Consider the following 16681-nt stretch of genomic DNA (forward strand, 5'->3'; position numbering starts at 1 on the left):
TCCTAGACTGGCCAGGCATAGGGTTCACCGAAGCCGTTCTCGATGGTTTCCACTTTCGGATTGCCCGTCGAAATGCCCGACACGCCGACAATATGGGCGCGGGTGACGAAGGCCTGGCCACGGAAGCCGAATACGGCGCTGTCGCCAGGCTTCGGCGCGTTCGCGCCGGCGGCATCGATCATGGCGTAATAGTCGATCGCCGAGGGCGGCGGCACCTCGACGCTGCGCAGTGCCGAGCCTGCCGTCGTCGGTTCAGCCGAGACGATCGCCTTGACGTCGTAGTCGGGGAAGATCGGATCGATGTAGAAGCCGCCGCCAAGGCAATAGGCCTTGCCGCCGGAGAGATGCGAGACCTCAGTGAGATAGAGCACCGCCGGCAGCTCCGGCAAATCTTCCATGACATGCAGCGCGGTGGTGCCATGCAGTCCATTGCCGGGCTCGCACTGCGTCGCGCCGGCCTCAGCGAGTGCCGCCAGCATGACGCTGGAGGTGGTGCCCGGCGCGTTGATCTCAATGTCCTTGCGGCCTGCCTTAGCCAGCGCTTCCGCAGCTTTCGCGAGCGTCGCCAGATTGGGGGTCGGCAGCACTTTCCGCGAAGCATGGTCGAACAGCAGAGCAGGGAAAGTGGTGATGCCGGCGAAACGCCCGCCTTCGACGGCATCCAGCCGGTGGGCGACATCGACGGTGTCGGCGGCATCGAAACCGCCTTCATGACCGCGATAGAAGATATCGCCTTCGGCGGCGATGCGGGCCAGCAAATCCTGCACATAGCCGGCCGCCTTGGCGCCTGCCGCCGCTTCCCCAGCCTTGGTATCGTTGAACACGGTCCAGTAGTCCGGCTTGAAGGTTTTCGCCGCAGCCGGCGCTTCGAATTTTGCGACCTGCTGGAGATGGCCGAGATGGCCAAGCTTCATGCCTGCCTTGTGGGTGGCGCGGGCGCAAGCCATGTCGACGGCGACCGCGCGGTCAATGCCGCCGCGCATCACAGCCCGGCAGAACGACGAGGAGCGGCCGACCTGCTTGGTCATGGCGAAGATCTTCAGGCCGTTGCGGTTGGCTTCGCTCTTGAGAACCCGCGCATTGGCCTCAACCGTGTCGAGATCGAGCACATAAGCATTGGCCGGCAGCTTACCTTGCTGGTGCAACCGGATAGCTGATTCGATGAAGGCGGGGTTGCGGCGGCGCAAAATGTCGAGAAACATGGATGGCTTCCTTCAGCGGTTCTTTTCGCGCAGCGACACGGCGACTGCGGTCAGGATGATGAGGCCACGCACGATCATCTGGTCGGAGACCGACAGGCCCATCAGGATCAGGCCGTTGTTGAGCATGCCCATCATCAACGAGCCGACCAGCGCGCCGACCACGGAGCCCTTGCCGCCATTGAGCAGCGTGCCGCCGACGATGACGGCGGCGATGACCGTCATCAAGTCGGTTTCGCCGAGAGTATATTTCGCCGCCTGCAGGCGACCGGCATAGAGCAAGCCGGCAAGACCGGCGAGCCCGCCGCTGATGGTCAGCACGGCGAGCCTGATCCTGGGCACGCTGATGCCCGATACGCTTGCGGCGCGGGCATTGTCGCCGGTCGCCAGCACATGCGCGCCGAAACGGGTCTCGCGGAACACCAGGTGGCCGATGGCCACGGCAATCACCGACCACCAGACGAGTGAGGGGACACCGAGCAGCGAGCCGGAACCGAAGAAGCCGGTGAACGCTTCGTTGGTCACCGAGATCGAGCGAAGGTCTGTCATGGAACGCGAAACGCCGGCGAACAGGCCGAGCGTCGCCAGCGTCACCAGGAAGGAGGGCAGCCTGACATACGCCACCAGCACGCCGTTGATGACGCCGATCAGCAGGCCGGCGCCGAGGCCGGCGACTATCCCTGCCGGCATGCCGTACGCGTTGATGGTGACGGCGGCTGCAAGGGCCGCCACCGCCACGATCGAGCCGATCGACAAATCTATTTCGCCGGCCGACATGACGAAGACCAGGCCGATGGCCATGATCGTCACCGGCGTCGTCTGCAACACGATGTTCGATAAGTTCCGCACGGTGAGGAAGCCGCTGTCCCTCAGCACAATGGCGAAGAACAGGAAGATCGCCAGGAAACCGAGGTAGACGACATATTGCTGCAGATTGAAGCGGCTGGCGAAGCTGCTACCGGCGCTGGTGTTGGCACTGGACATTTTATTCCTCCGGTGGTGAGCGCTTCGCCTCGAGCCTATTTCACCGCGTCCGCGATAGCCGCCGGTACGTCCCTGTTGAGGGACTTCCTCCAACCGTCCTTCACCGTGTCCTTGGTGACGGCGATGGAATCTACGGCATAGAATGGTTCGGCCTTCTTGCCGACCAGCGAACCTGCCGAGGCGCGCGCCAGCGTCACGCCAATGCTGTAGGCCTCGTCGGCCACGAGGGCCGCGATGTTGCCGCCCTTGACCATGTCGAGCGCGGCAGGCTCGTTGAGGTCGAGCGTGACAATCTTGGTGTGCGTGTTGCCGGCACCGCGCAAGGCCGAAAGCACGCTTAGCGCCGGTTCGGCCCAGGTGACATAGATGCCGTCCAGGTCCGGATGCTGGGTGATCATCGCCTGGGCGATGTCTTCGCTGCGCGCCGGGTCGGCCATGCCGGCCTCGGCCTCGATCTTCATATCGGGATAGTCCTGCTCGATGGTCTTCTTGAAGGCCTGGTCGCGCTGGTTGGTGACGTAGAAGTCGGCATCGTGGAAGATGTAGCCGACCTTGCCTTTCTTGCCGAGCGCCTCGGCCATGGCGATGCCGGCCTTGTTGCCCATCTGGAAGAGATCGTCGGAGACGATGGTGACATAGTCCCTGCCCTGCTTGTAGCCGGCCGGGGAATTGTCGACGAAGCCGAGCTTGACGCCGGCCTGGCGTGCCGGATCGTAGACCGAAGCTGCGGTCGCCGGATCGACGGGAAGCGACAGGATGATCGACGGCTTTTTGGCCATCACCGTCTCGATATCGGCCTTCTGTCGCGCGGCGTCGAAACCGGCATCGGTCTGCGCCACCACCTCGATGCCGAGGCGCTTGAATTCGTCATGGGCGCCGGCGTTGACGGCGTTGGTGTATTCGCTCATCTCGTGCCAGACGAGGGCGGCGGTGAACTTGCCGTCCTTGATCTGCTGCTCTTCGGCGGGCGTCAGCGTAAGACTGCTCGCCGGCACCGGCTTTTCACCATTCGGTCCTGTGGTGACGCCTTCGGCGGCGAAGGCGTGCATGGCTAGCAGGCTCGCCACTGTCGTTATGATTACAGATCCTTTGCGCATGTCCCGGTTCCCTTTTTGTTGTGTCGAGAAAAGCTCCGGTGCGGCGTGCCGCGCCGGAGCGAGAGCCTACTTGGCCGCGTCGAGCACCGGCTGCGGCGCGTCGCGGTTGAGCGAGTCCTTCCAGCCCTGCGCGACATTCTCCTTGGTGACGGTCAGAGCCGGGGCGACGACGAAGGCCGGTGTCGGCTGACCAAGCAGCGACTTCATGCCGGAAGCAGCCATGGCGCGGCCGAGTTCATAGGCCTTGTCGGCGACGAGGGCTGCGACATTGCCGCCCTTGACCATGTCGAGCGCGACCGGCTCGGCGAGGTCGAGCGTGACGATCTTGGTCCTGGCGTTGCCGGCGCCGCGTAGCGCCGACAGCACGCCGTCGGCCGGCTCGGCCCAGGTCACGTAGATGCCGTCGAGATCGGGATGCTGCAAAAGCATCGCGTTGGCCAGTTCCTCGGCGCGGGCCGGGTCGGATATGCCCTGTTCGGCGACGATCTTGATGTCGGGATACACCTTCTCGATGGTGGTCTTGAAGGCTTGGTCGCGCTGGTTGGTGACGTAGTAGGCAGCGTCGTGGAAAATGTAGCCGACCTTGCCCTTGCCGCCGATCGCCTTGGCCATCGCGTCCGCAGCCTGCTTGCCCATCTGGAATAGATCGTCAGTCACGATCGAAGCGTAATCGGTGCCCTGCTTGTAGCCCTTGGGCAAGTTGGACAGGAACACCAACTTGGTGCCGTCCTTGACCGCCTGGCGGAAGGCTTCTGCCGAGGTGACCGGGTCGAGCGGCAGCGCCAAGATGACGTTGGGCTTGGCGGCCAACGCCGTCTCGATGTCGCTGCGCTGGCGGGCGGAGTCGAACTGGGCATCCGTTTTGACCGCAATGGTGATGCCGGCGCGGGCGAATTCGTCGGTGGCGCCGGCGGTTACCGCATTGGTGAAATCGGACGAGGTGTGCCAGAGCAAGGCAGCCTTGTAGCCCTTGTCCTTGAGCGCGGCGATGTCGGCATCGCTTAGGATCACGTCGGCGCTCGGCGTGGCGCTCTCGCCCTGCGGGCCGACCGTCTGTGCGAAAGCTGGGTTGGCGGCAAGCATCAATCCGCCGGCAAAGGCGGCGGCGATCAGTGTCTTCATCGGCATGTCAGTTCTCCCATTTTGCTTCGTTGGTGGTTCAGTCGGCCACGCCGCAGTAGCGGGCCATGAAGGCGGCGAAGCCGACTATGCCGGCGAAATATTCCTCGACATCCACGTGCTCCTCGAATGTGTGGCAATTCCTGATGTCGCCGGGCGCGCAATAGACGGCAGGAATACCGAGCTGATTGATGATGAAGGGGGACTCCGACCAGAACGGTGCGCCCTCGATGACGCCGCGTCCGCTCATTGCGCCAGCCATCGCGTCGGACAGCATGGCGACTTCCGCCCGCGTTTCGCCGATCTCGGCAGCGGTGCCGCCCAGCCTGTGGTCGCGGCCGGCGGGGTAGGCGAACTCTACCGAAATATCCGGATCGGCGATCGCGCCGCGCACGGCAGCCTCGATCTCGGCGGCGGCGGTGTCGAGGTCCTCGCCAGGCAACAGCTTGCGGATCAGCGAGAGCGTGCAGCGCTCGGGAACGGCAATGTAGCCGCCGCCGGCAAGCCCAGTGATAAGCAGGAAGCCGCGCCCGACCAGTTTGTGCTCGGCGCGCGCGGCGACCTCATCCGAATGCTTCCAAAGCGCCGTCATCGCGGCATGGCTTGCACGGAGCGCATCCTTGCCGAGTTCTGGCACACCGAAATAGGCGGATTTGCCGGTAATCGAGATATCGGTGATGAAGAAGCCGATCTGCGCCGCATAGACGGCCAGGCGGGTCGGCTCGACATAGACGGTGAAATCGGGTGCTGTGATCTCGCCGGCCTCGATGCGTCCGACGAAGTGCTTGATCCCGGCGGAAATGCCGGTGCCGGGCTGGCCGCTCTCCTCGTCGCCGACGAAAGCGAAGGCGACGTCCCCCTTGAGGCGAATGCCGGCCTTTTCGAGCAGCGCGAGTGCAGCAAGCGAAGCAGTGATGCCGGCCTTGAGGTCGCCTGAGCCGCGGCCCCAGACAGCACCATCAATGATCGGGGCGGCGAACGGATCCTCACGCTCGGTGCCTGCCCAATGCTCGCGCCAGCCGTCGACATGGACCGTGTCGGTATGGCCGATGAACAGCAGGCGCTTTCCCTGGTCGGCCCCCTTGCGCTCGCCCCAGATGTTGGGCCGCCCAGGAAGGAATTCCGTCCTGGTCAGGCCGCTGAGGTCAAGGTCGCGCATCCTGGCTTCGAGGAAGTCGACGAAGTTGGCTTCGTTGCCGGTGATGCTCTCTCGGCCGATGGCGCCGCGAAACAGCGTTAGTGCGTCGTCACGGTCGAGCGCTGCCTGCAGGCGGGCGGTAATATTGCGAGTCATATCGCGGCTTCCTTCAGCGCGGCGGCCTGGGCAGGCGGCAGCGAAATCCGGCCATCAGGCGCGTCGACGCCGAACAGCGTGTTGTGCAATTGGCCAAGGCCGATTGCCGCCGCGCCGATGAGGGCTGCGCGTGCGCCGAGTTCGCTCGCCTCGACCCTGACCGGATAGGGGAAGCATAGCGGCAGAAGCGCCTGCACCCTGGACAGGATTTCGGGCCGCAACCCAATCGAGCCGCCGAGGATAAACTTTTCTGGATTGGCGATCGCCGCGATTGCCGCAACGCCTTGCGCCAGATGGCGGGCAGTTTCGTCGAGCACGGTGAGCGCGTCCTTGTCGCCAAGCGCGGCATTCTCGAATATTTCCGGCACCGAGACCTGCCTGCCGGTGAGGGCGTGGTAGCGATCGGTCATGGCGTGGGTGGCCACCGCGCGTTCGAATGCGCCGGTGCGCAGTGATTCCTCGGCGAAGGGATCGGCCCCAATCGGCATGAAACCGATCTCGCCGGCGGCGTGCCCAGCACCCCGCACCAGATGGCCGCCCAGCATCAGCCCGCTGCCGATGCCGGTGCCGAGCGCGATGTAGGCGAGATTGTCGATGCCCTGGCCTTGGCCGAGCCAGTTCTCGCCAAGCACCGCGAGATTGACGTCGTTCTCGATCATCACCGCGACGCCAAGCGCTTCTTCAAAGGCATCCAGCACGTTCATCGTGTCAAAGCCGGCGATGTTCGGCGCCATTAGAATGCGGCCGGTGGCCGGGTCAGGAGCGCCAGGCGCGCCGATGACGGCTAGGCGTATCTTCTTGCGCACGATGCGCTGTCTGGCGGCGGCATCGAAGGCCAGCGCTGCTATCTGATCGACGACGAACTGGCCGCCGCGCCGATCGGTCGGTGTGGCGGCTTCGGCAAAGATCTGGCAGGCAAGGTCGGTCAGCGCGACCCGCACCTTGGTGCCGCCAAGGTCGACGGCGATGATATAGGCTGCGTCGTGGACCAGTTCGTAGGTGACGGCGGTGCGCCCGACATGGCCGCTGGTGCGGCCGGTTTCCTGGACCCAGCCCTCCTGCTCGAGCCCGCGCATGATTTCGGAGATGGTCTGCTTCGACAGGCCCGTCAGCTTGGCGATCGAGGCGCGGGAGATCGGCCCGCCCTGGACGATCGCTTCCATCACGGAGCGCTGTGAGAACTGACGGGATATGCGCGGCAGGTCAGTCACATTGAACCCCGGTTAATTCGTTCTATGACCGAACTTATTATTCGGAACTGGACCTGTCAATGTATGTTCGCGAGCGGCCGTTTTTGCGTACGCGAACATTGATCTGGAGGCAGGATTCAGGCGCGTTGCTGCCGTTCGGCAGAAGATAAAATGCGATCAGCGAGTGGCTGGATCAGCTTCTTGAATCAATTGGGCGAACAGCTTCGTAACGCATTGACAAATAACGGTCATGCTAGTCTCTGAGGGTCACTGTTTTCTACAGGAGATCAATACAGCGGATGGTTCGCCGGTCCATATCTCTCGTATCTCTCGTATGGGTCTGTCGAACCAAAGGACGATGAACGAGACTAACTATTGGCTTCGAGAATATCGGTGATGTACCGCGGGTCTGCCTCCCAGTGAATGGCTCAAATGGGGCCGGCCGCGGAACGTCCGTTTGCAGTTTGCAAACGTGGATAACTACCATACCGCCTTAACTCGCAAAGACCCGTTTGACGCCAACTGGGCTGGCCCGAAGCCGACCTCTCCGTCCAGCATAGTCCGATCATATTCGGCGCAAGCTGCTCGCTTGAACCGTGGGATAGAATTCCGCCAATTTCAGGCACGTGGTTGCCAGGCGCCACCGAACTTGACAAGCAGTCTTGCAGGAACTGCGTCGAGCACTGAACGTTTGACCAAGCGCGGGCATTTCCGCCTTGGCTAAGGACCATCAATGTTCACGTTCATGTTTGCCACCGGCATCGAGAACAGCACCCCCACCATTCGACAAGGCCGGGAGCGCGTCGACGAAATGGAAAAATGCCGCTTCTACGAACGATGGCGCACCGACTTCGAACTGGTCCAGGATCTCGGGGTGCATTTCCTCCGCTACGGACCTCCCATCCACAAAACGTGGCTGGGTGATGGACGTTATGATTGGGCATTCGCCGATGAGACCTTCGCCGACCTGAAGGCGAAAGACATTCTTCCGATCGTCGACCTTTGCCATTTTGGCGTGCCGGACTGGGTTGGCAACTTCCAGAACCCGGACTTTCCGACACTATTCGAGCACTACGCCAGGGATTTCGCGATGCGCTATCCGTGGATCCAGCTCTTCACTCCAATAAATGAGATGTTCATCTGCGCCACCTTTTCGGCTCGCTGGGGATGGTGGAACGAACAACTGAGCAGCGACACTGCTTTCGTCACCGCCCTCAAGCACATCGTGAAGGCGAACGTGCTTGCCATGCGGGCGATCCTCGAGGTGCGGCCGGACGCCATCTTCATACAGAGCGAATCCTCGGAATACTTCCACGCCGATTCTCCCGAGGCGGTCGGCAGAGCGGAACGGTTCAACAGCGAGCGTTTCCTGTCGCTTGACCTCAACTACGGTCATGACGTCGACGCGCACACCTATCGCTATCTTCTCGAAAACGGGATGACGGCCGAAGAATACAGTTTCTTCCTGGAGAGCCATCTGCGCAGGCATTGCGTGATGGGCACCGACTATTACCAGACCAACGAACATCGGGTTTGGGCAGACGGAACGACGTCCGGGTCCGGCGAGGTGTTTGGCTATGACGAGATCACGCGGCAGTACTTCAACCGCTACCGGCTTCCCGTAATGCATACGGAGACCAACATCAGCGAAGGCCCCAATGGAGACGAAGCCGTCTATTGGCTGTGGAAAGAGTGGGCCAACGTGCTGCGGATCCGCAACGATGGCCCATCGTAGGCTTCACCTGGTACTCGCTGACGGATCAGGTGGACTGGGACAGTGCGCTTCGGGAGAACAACGGACGGATCAATCCGCTCGGCCTCTATGACCTCGACCGAAATCCGAGGGCGGTGGGGCGCGCTTTCAAGGCGCTGATCGCGAACTGGAACAAGCTGCTGGCCACACAAAGTGTCTGCCTCGCTTTGCCGGTCTTTCTCCCCTCACAACAGGATGATGCCATTGTTCGCGCGCAACAGGATTATGCGCGCAGCCTGCTGAGCGTGGATCGGGTCGCTGAAGGCTGGACTGAACCACTTGCTGCTCCCCAGAAAGAGGTCGAACCCGATGCGCCTGGATAACAAGACTGCATTGCAACGGTGCTGCAAGCGGCATTGGACTGGCCATCGCCATGCGGTTGGGCACCGAAGGTGCACGGGTGAGCCGACGTGGGTGGAGGCAAGGTCGAGAAGGCGCGCATCGGTTCGACAAGGGGCGCGCCGGGGGAGGCCGCTATCACGGTGCTGTCGACTTGCGCTCACGCGTTCGGCAGGTTGGTAATAATCGTCAACAACGCGCCGGCCTGATAATCTTTAAACCCATTGAGGCATTCACTAGAGCGGGCTGGCTGAAGGTGCTGAGCGTCGACCTGCTGGGAGCAATTTATTTCGCCGGAAAGGCATTCGCTCATATGACATCTGGCGGCGTCATCGTAAAATATATTGAGTGTGCGCGGTCGAGACGAGCTCCGCATGTCGAGCTATACGCCGCGGCAAAGGCCACCCTCCTGTCTCTAACCGAGACCCGACGCAGTTCGCACCTTGGCCGACTGGGCATGAATCCGGACGATTACCGAACCAAATGGAACCTGCCTCGCAATTACCCGATGGTGGCACCCAACTATTCGGGAAGCGTTCCGCATATCGCCTCTAACACCCAGTAGCGGACAGCTCTCGCCTGAGGCGTCAGTCGTCGTTGAAGCGCTCCGGCATCGCATTCGAGACCAAGGCTGGTGCACAAGGATCATGACATCGAATTCCACTCTATACAGGAACAAGTGCCTTTCCTCGAGATTAGGGTTCGACGCCGCAACGGCGTCGAACCCCAAAGGAGACTCACATGAAACGTAAGATTTTGACAGCTACAGCGATCTCTCTCTGTCTCGCCACCGCGGCCTTGGCGCAGTCGTCGGGAACATCCAGCGGCACGAACGGAACGTCCGGCTCATCGGCCGGGTCGGGTATGAGTTCTACGTCCGGCTCAGGCCAAAGCGGTATCCCGAGCGGCTGGGACAGCAAGCTCTCGGGCTCATTCTTCAGCGACGCCAATTCGGGAAGACTTCTGTCGCAGGATGAGATCCGCAAGAACTGGTCGTCCCTGAGCTCTGAACAGCAGGCACAGGTTCGCTCCGACTGCTCGAGAATGACGGCCAGTAACGGCACTGGCTCTGGCACAATGACCGGCACGTCAGGTAGCTCGGCTTCGACCGGCAGTGATACAACGGCGAGTGTCGGCACCGGCTCTGGCACAGCCACCGGCACTTCAGGCAGCTCTGGTTCGACCGGCAGTAACACCACGGCCAGCAACAGCACTGGTTCGGGTACAACCACCGGCACGTCGGGATCCTCGAATACAGCTGGCGATACGACCGCCAGCACCAGCACGGGTTCGGGCGCGAACTTGGCTGCTCAAATGGCTTCGATGCAGCAGCTCTGCACCCAGGTTCAAGGGATGTGACTGAATGCGGGCTCCGGGCCGGCTTGGCCGAGATAGAAGAGGCCTTGACGGCCCGGACATCGCTTTGGTTTGGTAGCCATTCGGCGCTGAAGTCGGCCGGTGATCGGTGTCACAACTCGGCGCTTGTATCGCCGGCGACCGTCCCTCGCCAATAGCGCGCTTCGCGTCGAGACACTTCTCTCGGGCAAGGGCAAGTGAGATTCCGTCCCGTCCATACCTGCCAAGACAGACCGTCTCGCGGCGTCCGTTGAGCCTGTAATCCAGCCGAAAGGAGATCGCGCTACTAGGCATGACGCGAACATACATGCCGTCGCGGTCCGCAATCTTGTAGATTTTCACTTTTGGTTCAGCGCTTTAAGGGCGACGTCCGTCAGCATTCCCCGCTACCTCCTGAAAAGTACCGTCAGTACAATTTCGAGGCTCTTCGGCAGAACATTCGTTTTATCTTCAGTGCCTTAAGGCATCAAAAAACACCGTCAGAGCCTCATTGGATCTGACGGTACTTCGAAAAATCTGAGCTAGCAATTTGCGGAAGGTCCGTCCGCCGGTCCGTCAAATCCAATCTCCGCACCGATTGTCGCTAATTGTCTCCGAATGGATTTACACGTGTTATCAAATGGTTGTGGCGTACAATGGCGTGTTTCCGGCGGCTTTGGGTAGGTCTGAATCATTCCCACTCGATGGTGCCTGGCGGCTTCGACGTCACGTCGTAGACGACGCGGTTGATGCCGCGGACTTCGTTGATGATGCGGGTGGCCGCCGCGCCGAGGAAAGCCATGTCGTAGTGGTAGAAGTCGGCGGTCATGCCGTCGACGGACGTCACGGCGCGCAGCGCGCAGACGAATTCGTAGGTGCGGCCGTCGCCCATCACACCGACGGTCTGCACCGGAAGCAGCACGGCGAAAGCCTGCCAGATGGCGTCGTAGAGGCCGGCCTTGCGGATCTCGTCGAGATAGATGGCGTCGGCCTCGCGCAGGATTTCGAGCTTTTCGCGGGTGATACCGCCGGGGCAGCGGATGGCAAGGCCTGGTCCAGGGAACGGATGGCGGCCAATAAAACTTTCGGGCAGGCCGAGTTCCTTGCCCAGTGCCCTCACCTCGTCCTTGAACAGTTCGCGCAGCGGCTCGACCAACTGCATGTTCATGCGCGCCGGCAGGCCGCCGACATTATGGTGCGACTTGATGGTCACCGACGGGCCGCCGGTGAAGGAGACGCTCTCGATGACGTCGGGATAGAGCGTGCCTTGCGCCAGGAAATCGGCGCCGCCGAGTTTCTTGGCCTCTTCCTCGAACACTTCGATGAACAGCCGGCCGATGGTCTTGCGCTTCTTCTCGGGGTCGGACTCGCCTTCCAGCGCCGAGATGAATTTTTCCGACGCGTCGACCAGGATCAGCGGCAGATTATAGTGCTGGCGGAACATCGCCACCACGCCGGCGGCCTCGTCCTTGCGCATAAGGCCATGGTCGACAAGAATGCAGGTCAGCTGGTCGCCTACCGCTTCGTGGATCAGCAAGGCAGCGACCGATGAATCCACGCCGCCCGACAGCGCGCAGATCACCTTGCCCTTGCCGACCTGTTTGCGAATTGTCTCGACCGCGTGCTCACGATAGGCGCGCATCGTCCAGTCGCCTTCGATGCCGGCGATGTTGTGCACGAAGTTTCTCAGCAGCCTGGCGCCATCCGGCGTATGCACAACTTCCGGGTGGAACATGATGCCGTACATCTTGCGCGTGACATTGCCGAAAATGGCGAAGGGCGAGCCTTCCGACTTGCCGAAGACCTCGAACCCCTTGGGCAGCGAGATGACGCGGTCGCCATGGCTCATCCACACCTGGTGACGCTGGCCTGGCGCCCACAGGCCCTCGAACAGCGGGCTGTCCTTCTCGATCTCGACGAAGGCACGGCCGAATTCGCGATGGTTCGAGCTTTCGGCGACGCCGCCCATCTGCACGCACATGGCCATCTGGCCGTAGCAGATACCGAGCACCGGCACGCCGGCATCGAAGACGATCTGCGGCGCGCGCGGGCTGCCGATGTCTGATGTCGAGGCGGGACCGCCCGACAGGATCACGGCTTTTGGGTTGATACGCTTGAAGGCAGCTTCGGCCGATTGAAACGGCACGATCTCGGAAAACACGCCGGCCTCGCGGATGCGGCGGGCGATGAGCTGCGTAAACTGGCTGCCGAAATCGATGATGAGAACGGTGTCGGCCAGGACTGTATCGGGATGATTGGCTGTCGTCATGGCGAGCCTTTAGAGAAAGAAACGAGTCGGCGCAATGGGGTGCGTAGCCCGACTTTCAGAGCGCTGCCGGCTCTTGCCCAGGCTGCTCCTTGTGTAGCGTGCCGGAGCCGATGGCCTGTTCGAGGCGCACGACTGCATCCGCCAGCTTCTCGTCGATGACATGCAGATATTCGGTCCAGTCGCCAACGTGGCGCAGATCGGCTGCACCGTCTGAAATGCCGCGCAGGCCGATAAGCGGGACATCGAACAACTGGCAGGCGCGCAGGCAGGCGAAGGTTTCCATGTCGACCATGTCGGCGGCGATGGCGTCATAGGCGGCACCGGTGATGACGGCGCCGCCGGTCGACATGCTGGCTTCTTTAATGCCCGGTATCCTGAACGGCAGCGGCACTGTCACCGGCAGGTCGAGAAACGGCGTAACCCCTTTCTCGAAGCCCAGCGGCGAAGCGTCGATGTCGCGATAGCTGACCGAGACCGCCTGGTAGATTTGCGTCTGTTCAAGCAGGCGGCTGCCGGCGGAGCCGAGCGAGACGACGAGATCGGGCAACGCCTTCTCGGATTTCAGCCATGACAGTTCGGCGCCGAGCCGCACACCTGCCTCTACCGGGCCGACGCCCGTCATCAGCGGCGTGAACAGTTTCTGCAGATGCGGACCGTATTCCGCTTGCGCCGCCATGACGAAAAGAACGTCCTTGCCGCCAATTCGCGTAACGCTGGCCATCATCCCGCTATCCCGTCACGGCCAACCACCGTCATCATCGTGCCGGTCATGGTCGCGATCAGCTTTGCCTCGCCATCGGCGGCAAAGGCGTACGCTTGGCCATCGGCGACAATGATGGTGCGGCCAGGTTTGGTCACCGAGCCGCGGAACAGGAAGCGTTCGCCCCGGCCGGGCGCCAGGAGGTTGACCTTGAACTCAATGGTCAGCACACCGGAATTTTCCGGCATCAGCGAAAATGCGGCATAGCCGCAGGCCGAATCCAGCGCCGTCGAAATCACCCCGGCATGCAGGAAACCGTGCTGCTGGGTCAGTGCCTGGGAATAGGGCATTTCGATCTCGATGATGCCCGGCGTCACAAGCGTCAGCTCGGCGCCGATGGTCGCCATCGCCTGCTGGCGCGCGAACGACGCCCTGACGCGGTCCTCATAGTCGGGTGCGGGTACGATCTTTGCTGCCATGGCCATCGCCCTGATTATCTGCAAAAGTTTATCGCAGACGCCGCAAGATCAGGCAAATGCTTTTGCTGCACTGCAGCAAAGCACTCAGTTCAACAGGAGCAGCGACGCGTTGAGCAAGGTGGCGAAGGCTACCCACGCGGCATAGGGCGCAAACAGCCAACCGGAAACCCGGTCGCGGTTCCACACCGTGGCTATGAACAGCGCAATGCTGGCGAGAAGAGCCAGGATCACTACCAGTGCCGGCCCCATCTGTTTGGCGCCGAAGAAAGTCGGCGACCACGCGAAGTTCAGAACAAGCTGGAGGGCCCAGATCTTCATCGCGGCGCCTGCTCGTTCCCGCTCCCATGTCCGCCAGCCGGCCACGGCGATCAGCACATAGAGGAGCGTCCAGGCCGGCGCGAAGACCCAGTTGGGCGGGTTGAAGGGCGGCTTGGCGAGCGAGGCATACCATTCACCCGGCAACGTCGCATAGCCGATCAGCAGGCCTCCGCCGAGCACCAGAATGAGGAAAAGTAGAAGCGACACATATCTTTGCAAGAATTCTACCCCGTCTGGCGGCCGACGCCGCGCATCTGCAACTGGCGCTATGTCAGCTGTCAATCGTTCGCCCCACGCAGCGCACAGAAATAGAACCCGTCGGTGCCGCTCAGCGCCGGCGACAGTGAGATGTCGCTTGTCTTGCCGATCCGGGCGGCCGCTGCGTGACCGGGGAAGCTGATATCCCAGAGCGCGCGATGATTGACCGGGACAAAGCCCTTGTGGCGCTCGCGAAAGGCGGCGATCTGCTCGCCATTCTCCTCGTCGAACACCGAACAGGTGATGTAGACCAGCAGGCCGCCCGGTTTGACATAGGCCTTCGCCGCATCGAGGATCGCCGACTGCTCGCCCTTGCGGGCATCGAGCTGTCTTTGCATCAGCCGCCATTTGGCGTCTGGACGGCGCCGCCAGGTGCCGCTGCCGGTGCAGGGCGCATCGGCCAGCACGATGTCCATGTGGCCTGCGAGGGGGCTGAGCTCAGCCGGCTTGGTGACAACCTGGACGTTGCGGTTTTCCGAACGGCGGAGGCGGTCGAAGATCGGCGCCAGCCGCGCTTTTTCGGCATCATGGGCGAATACTTGGCCTTTGTTGGCCATCGCCGCCGACAACGCCAGCGTCTTGCCGCCGGCGCCGGCGCAGAAATCGAGCACCTGCATCCCGGCTTGCGCGCCGGCAAGGGCGGCAACGATCTGCGAGCCTTCGTCCTGGACCTCGAACCAGCCTTTCTGGAAGGCCGGCTCGGCCTGTACGTTCGGGTGCCTGCCGTCGCCGTCGATGGGCGGGATGCGAATGCCTTGTGGCGCGATAGCGGCTGCCTTGGCGCCGGTTTCGGCGAGTTCCGCCAGTACTTTGGCGCGGTCGGACTGCAGCGTATTGACCCTGATGTCGAGCGGCGGGCGGGTCGCCAAAGCCGCCCCTTCCGCAACCCAGTCTGCGCCAAAGGATCGTTCGAAGAGCGGCGCGCACCAGTCGGGTATGTCCGCCCGCACCGCCTCCGGCGCGTCTTCAGGCCGGCGCTCGGCCAGCGCCTGCAACTCGGCGGCGCTGAGCAGCGGCGGCGCGAACTTGTCACCCTGGAGCGCATCGTTAAGCGATTGCGGCGTCTGGCCCCATTCGATGAGCAGCGCGCCGAAGCCGATGGCGCGGGGCGTGTCTTCACCCAAAAGCCAGCCGGCGGAACGTTTGTGGCGCAGCGCGTCGTAGACGATGTTGCCGATCGCCGCGCGGTCGCCGCCGCCCGCAAAGCGATGCGACAGGCCCCAATCTTTCAGCGCATCGGCCACCGGCCGGTGGCGCCGGCCAATGTCGTCCAGCACTTCAATGGCTGCCGCCAGCCGTCCGCCCAGTCGCATTCGTCATTCCATCTATCGAGCACAGTATCTTTCGGCCTGCTCTTAGAGCGTTTCGCGTCGAGATTGAACCCCGCTTGAATTTCGCGGCGACGAGGCCTTCCGCTCGCGGCCGACGATTTTCCCCGCCGGCAAATGTCCGCCCGCCGGCGATAACAATCTCAAATATATGCAAGGTCTCTAATGTTGGTAACTGGCCGCCGTAAGCACGATCTGTGGCGCAATTGCTCAGCTTTCCAAGCTTTTGCGTTGGGAATACTCTTTGCGCCATGATTCGCGGCGCGGAAAAGCGGACCGACGGATCGATACGAGGAGAGGGCAATGAAAACGTATCTTGCGGAAGTTCTAGGGACATTTCTATTGGTGTTTATCGGCACGGCGTCGGTGGCGACGGGTGGCTTTCTCGCCGACTTGCCGCTGGGCCAGGAAGCCATCGGCCTGGCGTTCGGCATCGGCCTGATTGCGGCGGCTTACGCGGTGGGTCCCATCTCAGGCGCACATCTCAACCCGGCCGTCACGCTCGGCGTCTTCCTTGCCGGCCGGCTGCCGGCCAAGGATGTCATTCCTTACTGGATCGCGCAGATCATCGGCGCCATTCTGGCCTCGCTGGCGCTGTGGATCATCGTCTCCGGCCAGACCGGCGGGCACACCACCGGTTTCGGCGCCAATGGCTGGGACGTGGCGAAATGGGGGACGAGTTCGGCCTTCCTGTGGGAGCTGATCGGCACCTTCACCTTCGTCACCGTCATCCTCGGCGTCACCGCCGAGAAGCACTCGACGGCGTTCGCCGGCCTGGTCATCGGCCTGACGCTGGCCGGACTGCACTTCGCAATGATCCCGGTGACCGGCACCTCGCTCAATCCGGCGCGTTCGATCGGCCCGGCGCTGTTTACCGGCGGCGCAGCCCTCAGCCAGCTCTGGCTGTTCATCGTTGCGCCGCTGATCGGCGGCGCAATCGCTGGCGTCGTCGCCAAGGCACGCATCTTCGAAAAGGACTGATTTCGAAGCCTGCGAAACGAAGGGCGCGGGCCTCGGCC

The 16681-nt window shown here is 62.4% G+C and carries 16 protein-coding genes and 1 pseudogene; 4 read left to right on the forward strand and 13 right to left on the reverse strand.

The features are described from left to right. Positions 1-2: 2 nt before the first annotated feature. The 6 genes from NKI61_RS04790 to NKI61_RS04815 form a co-directional block, all read right to left on the reverse strand. Positions 3-1202, reverse strand: a complete 1200-nt coding sequence (locus NKI61_RS04790; protein WP_352838921.1) for an alanine racemase — start codon at positions 1200-1202, stop codon at positions 3-5. Between the two features lie 12 nt (positions 1203-1214). Further along, entirely contained in the window at positions 1215-2183 is a 969-nt protein-coding gene (locus tag NKI61_RS04795; RefSeq protein WP_023686847.1) for an ABC transporter permease, read from the reverse strand. A 35-nt stretch (positions 2184-2218) separates the two neighbouring features. After that, positions 2219-3280 (reverse strand): substrate-binding domain-containing protein, encoded by a 1062-nt coding sequence (locus NKI61_RS04800; RefSeq protein WP_352838922.1) that lies wholly within the window; start codon positions 3278-3280, stop codon positions 2219-2221. A 66-nt stretch (positions 3281-3346) separates the two neighbouring features. After that, positions 3347-4408, reverse strand: a complete 1062-nt coding sequence (locus tag NKI61_RS04805) for a substrate-binding domain-containing protein (RefSeq protein WP_023667731.1) — start codon at positions 4406-4408, stop codon at positions 3347-3349. 31 nt (positions 4409-4439) lie between these two features. Next, the gene (locus NKI61_RS04810; RefSeq protein ID WP_352654935.1) at positions 4440-5693 is read right to left on the reverse strand and encodes a M20 family metallopeptidase; all 1254 of its coding nucleotides are present in this window, start codon (positions 5691-5693) and stop codon (positions 4440-4442) included. Then, positions 5690-6904, reverse strand: coding sequence for an ROK family transcriptional regulator (locus NKI61_RS04815; protein WP_352838923.1), 1215 nt, complete (start codon positions 6902-6904; stop codon positions 5690-5692). Before NKI61_RS04815 ends, NKI61_RS04810 begins: the two co-directional genes overlap by 4 nt. A gap of 712 nt (positions 6905-7616) precedes the next feature. Between NKI61_RS04815 and NKI61_RS04820 the strand changes: the two genes are divergently transcribed. Genes NKI61_RS04820 through NKI61_RS32890 form a run of 3 tightly spaced genes read left to right on the forward strand, consistent with a single transcriptional unit; the run spans position 7617 to position 9540 of the window. Continuing rightward, positions 7617-8618: a family 1 glycosylhydrolase gene (locus NKI61_RS04820; protein ID WP_352838924.1), complete on the forward strand. Its 1002-nt coding sequence runs from the start codon at positions 7617-7619 to the stop codon at positions 8616-8618. Between the two features lie 29 nt (positions 8619-8647). Next, the gene (locus NKI61_RS04825) at positions 8648-8959 is read left to right on the forward strand and encodes a hypothetical protein (protein WP_352838925.1); all 312 of its coding nucleotides are present in this window, start codon (positions 8648-8650) and stop codon (positions 8957-8959) included. A 50-nt stretch (positions 8960-9009) separates the two neighbouring features. Beyond that, positions 9010-9540: an SDR family oxidoreductase gene (locus NKI61_RS32890; protein ID WP_502899846.1), complete on the forward strand. Its 531-nt coding sequence runs from the start codon at positions 9010-9012 to the stop codon at positions 9538-9540. 172 nt (positions 9541-9712) lie between these two features. Here the strand turns inward: NKI61_RS32890 and NKI61_RS04840 are convergent, their stop codons facing one another. The 7 genes and pseudogenes from NKI61_RS04840 to NKI61_RS04870 all read right to left on the reverse strand — a co-directional run bounded on the left by NKI61_RS04840 (position 9713) and on the right by NKI61_RS04870 (position 15647). After that, complete coding sequence (locus NKI61_RS04840; RefSeq protein WP_023738284.1) at positions 9713-10261, reverse strand: hypothetical protein; 549 nt, start codon at positions 10259-10261, stop codon at positions 9713-9715. A gap of 196 nt (positions 10262-10457) precedes the next feature. Further along, a pseudogene (locus NKI61_RS04845) lies at positions 10458-10711 on the reverse strand (Arm DNA-binding domain-containing protein); the annotation flags it as partial. A 290-nt stretch (positions 10712-11001) separates the two neighbouring features. Beyond that, positions 11002-12579 (reverse strand): glutamine-hydrolyzing GMP synthase, encoded by a 1578-nt coding sequence (gene guaA, locus NKI61_RS04850; protein WP_352515402.1) that lies wholly within the window; start codon positions 12577-12579, stop codon positions 11002-11004. A gap of 55 nt (positions 12580-12634) precedes the next feature. Then, positions 12635-13303, reverse strand: coding sequence for a 5'-methylthioadenosine/S-adenosylhomocysteine nucleosidase (locus NKI61_RS04855; protein ID WP_352515403.1), 669 nt, complete (start codon positions 13301-13303; stop codon positions 12635-12637). Then, on the reverse strand, positions 13300-13758 hold the full coding sequence (locus tag NKI61_RS04860) for a PaaI family thioesterase (RefSeq protein ID WP_023701303.1): 459 nt from the start codon (positions 13756-13758) through the stop codon (positions 13300-13302). The genes NKI61_RS04855 and NKI61_RS04860 overlap by 4 nt, the downstream gene beginning before the upstream one ends. Before the next feature lie 84 nt (positions 13759-13842). Continuing rightward, positions 13843-14295 carry a TspO/MBR family protein gene (locus NKI61_RS04865; RefSeq protein WP_352515404.1) on the reverse strand — a complete coding sequence of 151 codons (453 nt, stop codon included), beginning with the start codon at positions 14293-14295 and terminating at the stop codon, positions 13843-13845. Between the two features lie 59 nt (positions 14296-14354). After that, positions 14355-15647 carry an RsmB/NOP family class I SAM-dependent RNA methyltransferase gene (locus tag NKI61_RS04870; protein ID WP_352838926.1) on the reverse strand — a complete coding sequence of 431 codons (1293 nt, stop codon included), beginning with the start codon at positions 15645-15647 and terminating at the stop codon, positions 14355-14357. Positions 15648-15965: 318 nt separating this feature from the next. Here NKI61_RS04870 and NKI61_RS04875 point away from each other — a divergent pair, with 318 nt between their 5' ends. Beyond that, positions 15966-16643, forward strand: a complete 678-nt coding sequence (locus NKI61_RS04875) for an MIP family channel protein (protein WP_023681822.1) — start codon at positions 15966-15968, stop codon at positions 16641-16643. The last annotated feature ends 38 nt before the right edge of the window (positions 16644-16681 follow it).

Source organism: Mesorhizobium sp. M0514, assembly GCF_040321145.1.
In the GTDB taxonomy this organism is placed as follows: domain Bacteria; phylum Pseudomonadota; class Alphaproteobacteria; order Rhizobiales; family Rhizobiaceae; genus Mesorhizobium.